The organism is Aeromonas sp. R5-1 (genome assembly GCF_040908265.1).
In the GTDB taxonomy this organism is placed as follows: Bacteria; Pseudomonadota; Gammaproteobacteria; order Enterobacterales; family Aeromonadaceae; genus Aeromonas; species Aeromonas caviae.
The window spans coordinates 1-11,794 of record NZ_JBFODJ010000021.1 but is presented as its reverse complement, the minus strand read 5'-3'; the positions used below and the strand labels follow the sequence as shown (position 1 = coordinate 11,794).

At 59.1% G+C, this 11,794-nt stretch carries 10 protein-coding genes, 6 tRNA genes and 1 pseudogene; 5 read left to right on the top strand and 12 right to left on the bottom strand.

The window, feature by feature from the left end:
• From AB5Y64_RS03085 to pbpG, 4 genes are all read left to right on the top strand, one after another.
• Positions 1-290 (top strand): hypothetical protein (locus AB5Y64_RS03085; protein WP_368203245.1); only part of this gene is annotated, 290 nt, incomplete at its 5' end.
• Positions 278-1,570, top strand: a complete 1,293-nt coding sequence (locus AB5Y64_RS03080) for a hemolysin family protein (RefSeq protein ID WP_029313724.1) — start codon at positions 278-280, stop codon at positions 1,568-1,570. The genes AB5Y64_RS03085 and AB5Y64_RS03080, both read left to right, overlap by 13 nt.
• Before the next feature lie 18 nt (positions 1,571-1,588).
• Entirely contained in the window at positions 1,589-2,254 is a 666-nt protein-coding gene (locus AB5Y64_RS03075; RefSeq protein WP_010672956.1) for a DedA family protein, read from the top strand.
• Positions 2,255-2,391: 137 nt separating this feature from the next.
• Complete coding sequence (pbpG, locus tag AB5Y64_RS03070) at positions 2,392-3,219, top strand: D-alanyl-D-alanine endopeptidase (RefSeq protein ID WP_052815403.1); 828 nt, start codon at positions 2,392-2,394, stop codon at positions 3,217-3,219.
• Positions 3,220-3,548: 329 nt separating this feature from the next.
• On the opposite strand, the gene AB5Y64_RS03065 is transcribed toward pbpG, so the two are convergent.
• The 12 genes from AB5Y64_RS03065 to pncC all read right to left on the bottom strand — a co-directional run bounded on the left by AB5Y64_RS03065 (position 3,549) and on the right by pncC (position 11,050).
• Positions 3,549-3,625 (bottom strand) — tRNA-Arg (locus AB5Y64_RS03065).
• A gap of 27 nt (positions 3,626-3,652) precedes the next feature.
• Positions 3,653-3,729 (bottom strand) — tRNA-Arg (locus tag AB5Y64_RS03060).
• Positions 3,730-3,756: 27 nt separating this feature from the next.
• Positions 3,757-3,833: transfer RNA gene (locus AB5Y64_RS03055), tRNA-Arg, on the bottom strand.
• Positions 3,834-3,858: 25 nt separating this feature from the next.
• Positions 3,859-3,935 (bottom strand) — tRNA-Arg (locus tag AB5Y64_RS03050).
• Positions 3,936-4,029: 94 nt separating this feature from the next.
• Positions 4,030-4,106, bottom strand: a tRNA-Arg gene (locus AB5Y64_RS03045).
• Positions 4,107-4,110: 4 nt separating this feature from the next.
• A tRNA-Ser gene (locus tag AB5Y64_RS03040) sits at positions 4,111-4,203 on the bottom strand.
• A gap of 212 nt (positions 4,204-4,415) precedes the next feature.
• Positions 4,416-4,604, bottom strand: coding sequence for a carbon storage regulator CsrA (gene csrA, locus AB5Y64_RS03035; RefSeq protein ID WP_005315760.1), 189 nt, complete (start codon positions 4,602-4,604; stop codon positions 4,416-4,418).
• 93 nt (positions 4,605-4,697) lie between these two features.
• The gene (locus AB5Y64_RS03030; protein WP_052815402.1) at positions 4,698-5,945 is read right to left on the bottom strand and encodes an aspartate kinase; all 1,248 of its coding nucleotides are present in this window, start codon (positions 5,943-5,945) and stop codon (positions 4,698-4,700) included.
• A gap of 16 nt (positions 5,946-5,961) precedes the next feature.
• Entirely contained in the window at positions 5,962-8,586 is a 2,625-nt protein-coding gene (gene alaS / locus AB5Y64_RS03025; RefSeq protein WP_041212325.1) for an alanine--tRNA ligase, read from the bottom strand.
• A gap of 279 nt (positions 8,587-8,865) precedes the next feature.
• The gene (locus AB5Y64_RS03020; RefSeq protein ID WP_052815401.1) at positions 8,866-9,372 is read right to left on the bottom strand and encodes a regulatory protein RecX; all 507 of its coding nucleotides are present in this window, start codon (positions 9,370-9,372) and stop codon (positions 8,866-8,868) included.
• A 41-nt stretch (positions 9,373-9,413) separates the two neighbouring features.
• Positions 9,414-10,478, bottom strand: coding sequence for a recombinase RecA (recA, locus tag AB5Y64_RS03015; protein ID WP_043154135.1), 1,065 nt, complete (start codon positions 10,476-10,478; stop codon positions 9,414-9,416).
• Between the two features lie 80 nt (positions 10,479-10,558).
• Positions 10,559-11,050, bottom strand: a complete 492-nt coding sequence (gene pncC / locus AB5Y64_RS03010; RefSeq protein WP_029313644.1) for a nicotinamide-nucleotide amidase — start codon at positions 11,048-11,050, stop codon at positions 10,559-10,561.
• 393 nt (positions 11,051-11,443) lie between these two features.
• Here pncC and AB5Y64_RS03005 point away from each other — a divergent pair.
• Positions 11,444-11,701: pseudogene (locus AB5Y64_RS03005) on the top strand (IS21 family transposase); the annotation flags it as partial.
• Between the last annotated feature and the right edge of the window lie 93 nt (positions 11,702-11,794).

Sequence of the window (11,794 nt, the reverse complement as noted above, 5' to 3'; positions counted from 1 at the left end):
CTGGAGGAAGATCGACTGGACACAGCCTTGCCCCCTCAACTCAAATCCAATTTATGAATAATCAGTCAAAAAAGTGCTTATCTGAACAGCATTGCCGTTTATCGGGGGCTTTTTCATGTCAGGGGTTCAGTTCTCCCTCTTCTGCCCCGCAGTTTTATCCCTCCCGCCGGGGCGATATTCAAAAATTCACGAGCCAAATCACCTCCTTTCACAAGCGCAGAGCCCGCAAATTCATTACACTGCCAGCGGTCTTTTCTATCGGGAGTGCTGCTGCAGTATGGAAATATTGATCCTGTTTGGATTGATTTTGCTCAATGGCGTCTTTGCCATGTCGGAAATCGCCATCGTGACGGCACGCAAGGCACGCCTCGCCAAAATGGCGAGCGAAGGGAGCCGCTCCGCCGCCATCGCCCTCAAGCTCGGGGAAGATCCGACCCATTTCCTCTCCGCCGTACAGATCGGCATCACCAGCATCGGCCTGCTCAACGGTATCTATGGCGAGTCCCTGCTGGCCCAGCCCTTCGCCCTCTGGCTGCAGGAGTGGGGGCTCTCCCCCAAGAGCAGCAGCCTGCTCGCCACCGTCATCGTGGTCGTGCTGGTCACCTATCTCTCCATCGTGGTAGGGGAGCTCGTGCCCAAACGCCTCGGACAGCTCAGCGCCGAGCGCATTGCCTGTCTGGTAGCCCGCCCCATGCTCTGGCTGGCGACCCTGACCCGTCCCTTCGTCTGGTTGCTCTCCGCCTCCACCAATGCCAGCCTGCGGCTGCTGCGGGTCGATCAGCGCAGCAGCAACAACGTCACTCAGGAGGAGATCCACGCCATGCTGGTGGAGGGCTCCGAAGCGGGGGTGATCGAGGACCATGAGCACACTATGTTGCGCAACGTGTTCCGCCTCGACGAACGCAGCCTGGCCTCCCTGATGGTGCCGCGCAGCGACATCCGCTATCTGGACCTGTCACTGCCGCTGGAAGTGAACCTCCAACGTCTGGTGGAGTATCGCCACAGCTTCTTCCCTGTCTGTGACGGCAGCCTGTCGGATCTCGTCGGCATCCTCAACGTCAGCAAGGTGCTGCACGCCTACATCAAGGGAGAACCCATCGATCTGGCGGCGCTGACCCAGGACGGCAGCCTGCTGCCGGAGACCCTCAACGGCCTGGAGCTGCTCAACCACTTCCGTACCCACTCCGAGCACATGGTGCTGGTGGTGGACGAGTATGGCGAACTGCAGGGGCTGGTCACCCAGCAGGATCTGCTGGAAACCCTGGCCGGCGACTTCCAGCAGGAAGATGGGGAGGACAACTGGGCCTTCCAGCGCGCCGACGGCAGCTGGCTGCTCGACGGCCTCATTCCACTGCCAGAATTGAAGGACTGTCTGGAGCTGGTTCGTCTGCCGGAAGAAGAAAAACATCACTATCACACCCTTGGAGGGCTTATCATGCTGCTCCTTGGCCGCCTTCCCCAGACCGGAGACCTGGTCACCCTGGAACAGTGGCAACTGGAAATCGTGGATATGGACGGCCTGCGCATCGACAAGGTACTTGCCATGCCCTTGACCGACCAACCCAGCTAACCTGCGGAGTTTGCATGTATGGAGCAGTTTTACCACCTGGCTCACGCCTTTATGCATCAGGATCTGGCGACACTCTCTGATCCCAAGATGGTCTTCATGGTCTATGTCGTCCTGCTGACCTTCCTGGTGCTCGAGAATGGCTTTATCCCCACCGCCTTCCTGCCAGGGGATACCCTGCTGATCCTGACCGGCGTGCTGATCTATCAGGGGGTGTTGCCGATGGCGGTGGTCCCGCTGCTGATCATGGCGACCTTCGTCGGTACCTGGCTTGGCTACATGCAGGGGCGTTTCCTCGGCCACACCCGGATGTATCACAGGCTGATGTCCCACCTCGATGACAAGCACAAGGAGAAGGTGCACTACCTGCTCAACAAGTACGGCATCATCACCCTGATCACCGCCCGCTACATCGCCTTCGTGCGTACCGCCTACCCCTATATCGTCGGCGCCAACGAGATCCCCCAGGGGCGCTTCCTGGTGGTCAACCTGATCAGCTCCATCATGTGGATCTGCCCCCTGGTCGGGCTGGGTTACTACCTGAGCCACACCAAGCTGGCCGCGCAGTATGAGTCCCAGTTTCTCAGCGTCATTCTCTACCTGCCGGTCGTGCTGCTGGTGGGCGGCCTCATCGCTCTGGTCTGGCGCTGGTGGAGCAGACGCAAGCCCGGCGTCTCCAGAGAGTGAGACAAACCACAGGGTCGCCCACAGGCGGCCCTTTTTTTATGGAAAATAGTGGCGAATTCCCCCTGCTCGCTCTTGTAAAGCAGGGGCAAAAATGAGTGAATCTAGCGCCTTTTTTCGCTGTGGATGGAGTTGGTTGTATGGGGTGTTGGATTCGCGCAATCGCGCTGGTAGGTGGATTGATGGGACTGCTGGGTTCGCAGACAGCCCTGGCGACCCCCAACCCGGCCAAGCTGCAGCTCAAATCGGGCAGTGCCCTGGTGATGGACGTCAACACCGGCAAGACCCTGTATCAGAAAAACCCCACCCGGGTGCGCCCCATCGCCTCCCTCACCAAGCTGATGACGGCGCTGGTGGTGCTGGATGCCCGCCAGAACCTCAATCAGACCCTGACCATCGATCAGAACGACAGGGACAACATCAAGCACACCTATTCACGGGTGCGCATGGGCACCCAGGTCAGCCGCCGTGACGCCCTGCATCTGGCGCTGATGTCCTCCGAAAACCGCATGGCCTCGGCGCTTGCCCGCCACTACCCGGGGGGTCGCCAGGCCTTCATCCGCGCCATGAACAACAAGGCCAGACAGCTCGGCATGCGCAACACCCGCTACTATGACTCCACCGGTCTCTCGACCCGCAACGTCTCCACCGCCCAGGATCTGGCCAAGCTCCTCTCTGCGGCCTATCGACAGCCGCTGATCCGTGAATTCACCCAGGACACCAGCAGGGAGATGCGCTTTCACAAGCCGGCCTACAGCCTGATGTTCAACAATACCAACCCGCTGGTGAAGAACCCGGACTGGGATGTACGCCTCTCCAAGACAGGCTATACCGACGAAGCGGGCCGCTGCCTGCTGATGCGTGCCAAACCGGATCGTCAGGAGCTCGCCATCGTACTGCTCAACTCGGTGGGCAAACGCACCCCTGTCGGGGATGCCAACCGCATCCGCAAGTGGCTGAAAAGCTGATTCTCTCCACGAAGACATGAAAGGATGCCGCGGCATCCTTTTTTATTGCCAGCCAAACGCCTCAGCAGGCCGCCAGAGGGCGCCAGCCCCGCACAGCATAGATGCGCATGGTTCGTGCCCCCAGGTAGCCACAGGCACGACCACGGGATGCGTCAGCAGCCTGCCAGGCAAGACACGTGGAGAGTGGTGACCCGGGGGCACGTGCAGCAAGGGGGAACCGTCCCCCATGGGAGCGTCAGGGAGAAGGACACGAGAGAGACAACCCCATGATGGGGAGGAGGATATCGCCCATAAAAAAACAGCCCCGACTGACGTCGAGGCTGTCTGTATGGTGCGCCCGAGAGGATTCGAACCTCTGACCACCTGGTTCGTAGCCAGGTACTCTATCCAGCTGAGCTACGGGCGCTCACAACTTGTTGCACTGCTTGAAATATGGTGCGCCCGAGAGGATTCGAACCTCTGACCACCTGGTTCGTAGCCAGGTACTCTATCCAGCTGAGCTACGGGCGCTCATAAATTGTTGCACTGCTTTAAACATGGTGCGCCCGAGAGGATTCGAACCTCTGACCACCTGGTTCGTAGCCAGGTACTCTATCCAGCTGAGCTACGGGCGCTCATAAATCATTGTATTGCTTGAAATGGTGCGCCCGAGAGGATTCGAACCTCTGACCACCTGGTTCGTAGCCAGGTACTCTATCCAGCTGAGCTACGGGCGCCCTGTTTTCAAACGATAAAAAAAGCTTACTCAACAGTAAGCCTTCCTTAGTGCCGACTTGCTTATGGTCAACACATGACTCCAAGAGTCAAATATGGTGCGCCCGAGAGGATTCGAACCTCTGACCACCTGGTTCGTAGCCAGGTACTCTATCCAGCTGAGCTACGGGCGCAAAATGGCGGAGAAGGGGGGATTCGAACCCCCGATGCGGGTATAAGCCGCATACTCCCTTAGCAGGGGAGCGCCTTCAGCCTCTCGGCCACCTCTCCGTTTGCGGGGCTGATAATACTTCACAGGGATTTTTAGTCAAACACTTTTTTGGAGAAAACAGAGCGTTCGCTCAGCATTTGGCCAAAGAGTGGAATATTCAAGCAATATCGACACTTACCCAGTAGTTTCGCGCTCTGCAGGCCGATTTGCAGGCCCCTGAAAAACAAAAGGCGACATCCGGGATGTCGCCTTCAGGCAGCCATGAAATGGCTTAGAAATTCGGTTGGCCCGGGACTTTCTCGGCCTGTATCCGCATGTAGATCTCTTCGCGGTGTACGGAAACCTCTTTCGGTGCATTCACACCGATACGAACCTGGTTCCCTTTTACGCCCAGTACGGTAACGGTTACTTCGTCACCAATCATCAGGGTTTCCCCTACACGACGAGTCAAAATAAGCATTCGCTTGCTCCTGTATCCTGTTTTGTATTTATATCGATATGCGCCATTATCTTACAAAGATACCGATATGGTAAATGGTTGAAACTAAATCAATCAGGGATTGTTTCCCAAGGGCTGCTCATGAGGCTCTTGATCCAACCCGAACGCCGAGTGCAACGAACGCACGGCCAGCTCCAGGTACTTCTCGTCAATCACCACGGATATCTTGATTTCAGAGGTGGAGATCAGCTGCATGTTGATCCCTTCCTCACCCAATACCTTGAACATGGTGCGCGCTACACCAGGATGATTCCACATGCCGACCCCGACGATGGAGACCTTGGCGATCTCTCCGTTGCCCTGCACGCAGGCGGCCCCCAGCTCGCTGGCGGTCTCCTCCAGCAAGGCGCGGGCCCGGCGATAATCATCGCGATTCACCGTGAAGGTGAAGTCGGCGGTACCATCCCCCATGGTGTTCTGCACTATCATGTCGACATCTATGTTGGCGTCGCTGATCGGATTCAGGATCTGCGCGGCCACGGTCGGCCTGTCCGGCACACCCAGAATGGTCAGGCTGGCCTCGTTGCGATTGAACGCAATGCCGGATACCAGGGGTGCTTCCATCCTCTCACCTCCATATGTGATTAAGGTTCCCTCTCCGTCGACGAAACTCGACAGCACCCTTAGCGGCACGCGGTACTTGCCCGCGAACTCGACCGAACGGATCTGCAGCACCTTGGCTCCGAGACTCGCCATCTCGAGCATCTCCTCGAAGGTGATGGTATCGAGGCGACGCGCCTTGGGCTCGATGCGCGGATCCGTGGTATACACCCCGTCCACATCGGTAAAGATCTGGCACTCATCTGCCTTGATGGCCGCAGCCACGGCCACCGCGGTGGTATCCGAACCCCCTCGGCCCAGGGTAGTGATGGCATTATGCTCATCGCGCCCCTGGAAACCGGCAATCACCACCACCTTGCCGGCACCGAGTGCGGCTCCCACCTGCTCGGTGTCGATACGGGTGATGCGCGCCTTGCCATAGGCGGAGTCGGTGTGGATGCGGACCTGATCACCGGTCATCGAGACTGCGGGGCAACCGCGCTTGTTGAGCGCAATCGCCAGCAGTGCAATGGTGACCTGCTCACCGGTGGAGATCAGCACATCCATCTCGCGCCGGTTGGCATCCTGGTCCAGCTGCTGGGCCATGCCCAGCAACCGGTTGGTTTCGCCCGACATGGCGGAGACCACCACCACCACGTCATGTCCCTGGGCACGGGTCAGTTGAACCCGCTCAGCAACTGCCTCGATCCGCTCCAGCGTGCCGACCGAGGTGCCACCGTACTTCTGTACATAGAGTGCCACAGATCACCTCGCCCGCTTACAGGCGCTCTTCCAGCCAGGAGTGAACGGATTGCAGCGCCGCCGGCACCGCCTCAGGCTGGGTACCACCCGCCTGTGCCATGTCGGGACGACCACCGCCCTTGCCACCCACCTGCTGGGCCACCAGATTGACCAGCTCACCAGCTTTGACCTTACCGGTCAGGTCATTGGTCACGCCCGCGATCAGGTTGACCTTGCCATCACTGCTGGTTGCCAGCAGCACGACACCGGATTTCATCTGGTTCTTCAGCTCGTCCAGCATGCCGCGCAGGGATTTGGGGTCGACCCCTTCCAGGGCGGCAACCAGCACCTTCTGGCCATTGATGTCGATGACCTGACTCAGCAGGTCGTTACCCGCCTGCGCCGCCAGCTTGGCTTTGAGCTGTTCCAGCTCGCGCTCCATCATCTTGGCCTTGTCCAGTACCTGGCGCACCTTGTCGGCGATGGAAAACTGATCGCCCTTCACCAGCGCGGCGGCCTCTTCGATCTGTTCACCCAGCTGGTGCATCAGATCGATGGCGCTCTTGCCGGTGACCGCTTCGATACGACGCACGCCAGCCGCGATGCCGCTCTCGGCAATGATCTTGAAGAAGCCGATGTCACCGGTGCGCTTGGCGTGAGTACCGCCGCACAGCTCGGTGGAGTAGTCGCCCATGCGTACCACACGCACATCGTCTTCATATTTCTCGCCAAACAGCGCCATGGCACCGGCTGACTTGGCCTCTTCCAGCCCCATCAGCTGGGTGGCCACCTCGTGGTTGGCACGGATCTGGGCGTTGACGAGCTCCTCGATCCGGCGAATGGTCGCCATGGTCAGCCCTTCGAAGTGGGAGAAGTCGAAGCGCATGCGCTCGGCGCCCACCAGGGATCCTTTCTGGGTCACGTGCTCACCCAGCGCCTGGCGCAAGGCCGCGTGCAGCAGGTGAGTCACGGAGTGGTTAAGGGCGATGGCCTGACGACGGTCGCCATCGACCACGGCCTCGACCTCGGCTCCCTTCTCCAGGGTACCCAGTTCCAGATAGCCCTTGTGGATGATCGCCTTGCCCGCTTTCTGGGTGTCGGTGACGGCGAAGATGCCGTCATCCACCTTGAGGATGCCGCTGTCACCCACCTGACCGCCGGACTCCGCATAGAAGGGGGTCTCCGCCAGCACGATCACGGCCTCTTCACCAGCGATGAGGCCATTGACCTCGACACCATCCTTGTAGATACCGACCACCTGAGTGTTCTGGCTCAGCTGTTTGTAACCGGTAAAGGGGGTCTCGAAATCGAGCTTCAGCACGTCGTTGTAGTTCACGCCGAAACTGGAAGCCTCTTTCGCGCGGGCGCGCTGCTTCTCCATCTCGGCCTTGAAGCCCTCTTCGTCGATGCCGATCTCGCGCTCGCGCACCACATCGGCGGTCAGGTCGGCCGGGAAGCCGTAAGTGTCATAGAGCTTGAACACCACTTCACCCGGGATCACCTTGGCATCACCGAGGTTGGCCAGGGCGTCTTCCAGCAGCAGCAGACCTCTGTCCAGCGTGCGGACGAACTGCTCCTCCTCGATGCGCAACACTCGCTCGACCAGCGGCAGCTGGGCGATCAGTTCCGCCGCCACATCCTTCATCTGCACGGCCAGCTCGGCAGCCAGCTTGTAGAAGAAGACGTCGGTAGCACCCAGCTTGCGGCCGTGACGCACGGCGCGGCGGATGATGCGGCGCAGCACGTAGCCGCGACCTTCATTGGAGGGCATGACACCGTCAGCCACCAGGAAGGCGCAGGAACGGATGTGGTCCGCGATGACGCGCAGGGACTGGTTGCTCAGATCCGTGGTGCCGACAATCTCGGCCGCCTTCTTGATCAACGCCTGGAAGATGTCGATCTCATAGTTGGAGTGCACCCCCTGCATGATGGCGGAGATACGCTCCAGACCCATGCCGGTATCCACGGACGGACGGGGCAGCGGCTCCATGGTGCCGTCAGCCTGACGGTTGAACTGCATGAAGACCACGTTCCAGATCTCGATGAAGCGGTCGCCATCCTCTTCCGGTGAACCGGGAGGGCCACCCCAGATGTGATCGCCGTGGTCGTAGAAGATCTCGGTGCAGGGACCGCATGGGCCGGTATCGCCCATGGCCCAGAAGTTGTCGGATGCATAAGGAGCACCCTTGTTGTCACCGATGCGCACGATGCGATCGGCCGGCACGCCGACCTCTTTTTCCCAGATGTCGAAGGCTTCGTCATCAGTCGCGTAGACGGTCACCAGCAGGCGCTCTTTGGGCAGCTTGAGGGTACCGGTCAGGAATTCCCATGCAAACCGGATGGCGTCCTGTTTGAAGTAGTCACCGAAGCTGAAGTTGCCCAGCATCTCGAAGAAGGTATGGTGACGGGCGGTATAGCCGACGTTTTCCAGGTCATTGTGCTTGCCGCCAGCCCGCACGCAACGCTGGGCCGTGGTGGCACGGTGATAGGCACGCTTGTCGGCGCCAAGGAACACGTCCTTGAACTGGTTCATCCCTGCGTTGGTGAACAGCAGGGTCGGATCGTTGTGCGGTACCAGCGAGCTGGAAGAGACAACCTGGTGTCCCTGGGTGCGGAAATACTCGAGAAACGCAGCGCGAATCTCTGACGTGGACATGTACATGGAAAATCCTGCTTGATTCGAATACGGACTTTTAACCGCATTAATGTAAGTTTTCTGCAGGGTAAAGTAAAACGTGGGGACCCTTGGCGGGTGAAATAGCCCCCAAGGGGCCAGCGTTTGGCAGCAGCACCCGCAAGCACGTCGCAACAGGGGGGCTTCGGGATGCCTCGCTCGACCACAGGGCCACCATCGACAGACCCGGCGAAGGGCTGATATTCCCCACCAGCCGCACCGCACACCAAGGGAAATCCTGCCCATAGGTCCAACCTCGGCGCGCCACTATTGCTCACCTTGCATGGCTGAGAGGGCGTAACGGGCTTGCTCCTGGGTAAAACCACGCCCCATCAGATATTTGAGCCACTTCAGGCGCAGTTTGAAGTCGGCAAAGTCGGTCGCCTTTGCCCGACGCGACAACAACGCAAGCGCCAGTTCGAACCAGTCGAGCTCGGGTTGATCCAGGGCCGCCTCGATCTGGGTGTCATCCAGCCCCTTGCGACGCAGGTCGAAGCGGATCCTGAGCGGACCATGGCCTTTGGCCGCACCGGCCCGCACCGCCATGGCACCGTAACGATCGTCATTGACCCAGCCATAGCCACGGCAATGGTCGAGTACAACGGCGACCACCTCCTCCTCGAATCCCTTCTGACGCAGGCGTCTGGCCAGCTCGGATTCAGCACTTTCGCGGCGGGCAAGACTGCGCATGGCAAAGGCGCGGGCGGCGGCGACCTGCTCTTCAAAGGTCAATTCGACGGGCTCGCCCGGCTCGTTCACTGATTCATCCACCATAAACAACAAGGCCGGGTATCAACCCGGCCTTTCCTCATTCCTTATTCGAACTCTTGTTCGTTTTCGGCTTCAAACTCGGCGTATTCGGCAGCCGTGGCCTTCTCCTCCACCGGCGCGGCGCCGGAGAGCAGCAGCTCGCGCAGCTTCACTTCCACCTCGGCAGCCAGTGCCTTGTTTTCGGAGAAGAGCTTCATCACGTTGGCTTTACCCTGGCCGATCTTCTCGCCGTTGTAGCTGTACCAGGCACCCGCCTTGTCGATCAGCTTGTGCTTGACGCCCAGGTCCACCAGCTCGCCCTCCTTGGAGATGCCGGCACCATAGAAGATCTGGAATTCAGCCTGCTTGAAGGGTGGCGCCACCTTGTTCTTCACTACCTTGACGCGGGTCTCGTTACCGACCACTTCGTCACCCTCCTTGATGGCGCCGGTACGACGGATGTCCAGGCGCACGGAAGCGTAGAACTTCAAAGCGTTACCACCGGTGGTGGTCTCCGGGCTGCCGAACATGACACCGATCTTCATCCGGATCTGGTTGATGAAGATGCACAGGCAGTTGGCGTTCTTGATGTTGGCGGTCAATTTACGCAGCGCCTGCGACATCAGACGAGCCTGCAGGCCGACGTGGGAGTCACCCATCTCCCCTTCGATTTCCGCTTTCGGGGTCAAGGCCGCCACGGAGTCGACGATGATGACGTCGACGGCATTGGAGCGCACCAGCATGTCGCAAATCTCCAGTGCCTGTTCACCGGTATCCGGCTGGGAGATGAGCAGGTCGTCGACGTTGACGCCCAGCTTGGCGGCATAGATAGGATCCAGTGCGTGCTCCGCATCGACGAAGGCACAGGTCTTGCCCTTCTTCTGGGCTTCGGCGATCACCTGCAGGGTCAGCGTAGTTTTACCGGACGATTCCGGACCGTAGATCTCGACGATACGACCGCACGGCAGACCACCGATCCCCAGCGCCACGTCCAGAGAGAGGGAGCCGGTGGAGATGGCTTCGATATCCATGGTCTTGCTGTCGCCCAGACGCATGATGGAGCCTTTGCCAAACTGCTTTTCGATCTGGCCCAGCGCAGCCGCCAGTGCCTTCTGTTTGTTCTGATCCATGCCAATCTCCGCTGGGAATCGTGAGTAAGAAGTGAAGTTGGGCTAAGTATACTGTTTATGTATACAGTATCAAGCCCAATTTATTTGAGCAGTGCCAGGAGTCCGGACAAGGCCTGTCTGACCGCCTGCTGGCGCACCTGATGGCGATCCCCATCGAAACGTGCGAGCAGGGAGTGGTGACGACCGGTACGATCTGCCCAGGCAAACCAGACAGTGCCGACCGGTTTCTCCTCGCTGCCACCACCAGGCCCGGCGATACCGCTGATGGCCACGCAGATACCCGCATCGGAGCGAGCCAGGCAGCCCCGGGTCATCTCCAGCACCACGGGTTCGCTGACGGCGCCGTGGCGCAACAGGCTGTCGATGCTAACGCCGAGCATCTGCTGTTTGGCTTCGTTGGTGTAGGTCACGAAACCGCGATCGAACCAGGCAGAGCTGCCGGCAGTATCCGTGATGGCAGTGGCAACCCCGCCGCCGGTACAGGATTCCGCCGTGGCGGCCAGCCAGCCTCTGGCCAGCAGTGCCTCGCCCAGTTCCCGGGATAAGCGGGAGATCTCTGCTTCAAGTCCCATCATCGCGTCCTCTTCCGGCCTCTTCCAGGCGAAATATGGCGCTCATTATGCAGTTGCCCCGCTCCTCGGGCAACCGACCCCGGGGCCACTGCGTCAGCAAGTTGTCGTCGCTTAAGCTCCAGTACATGGCTGCTCGTTATCATGTTCCAACACCGCCATGCATGCGGTTTCCATCCCATCAGACCAAGGTGCATATTCCCACGCATGGCGATCGCTCAATAACATTCATGCCGATCACGTAATAACATCCATGCCGATCACTCAATAACATCCCAAGCCGATCACTTTTTACCCTCGATGGGAAACCATGATCGGCATCCATGTTATTGGTGACTTTTTCTTCCCGCTTCGTTAAACCCGCACTTTCCCATCTGCTCCAACAGAGGAACGTGCATGTCTGCGAGGCCTATCACTGTGAGAAAACTCAAAGAAATTCTTCGCCTTAAATTTCAGGCTCAACTGGCTCATCGGCAGATCGCCCTCAGCCTGCATATCTCTCCTAGCACCGTATCCTATTACCTCAACCGGGCGGCTCAACTGGGTATCATGACCTGGCCCCTGTCTGAGTCCTGGGATGATGTCTCCCTGGAGCGCGCATTTCTCAAGACCTGCTCTGTTCATAAAACTCAGCACAAACCCACTCCCAACTGGCAATGCTGTTCACTTAAGAGAATTTGAGTTCCAGTCCACGTAGTATCAGGACAAAAAATCGAGGGAGGCATGATGCCTCCCTCTTTCTATTGC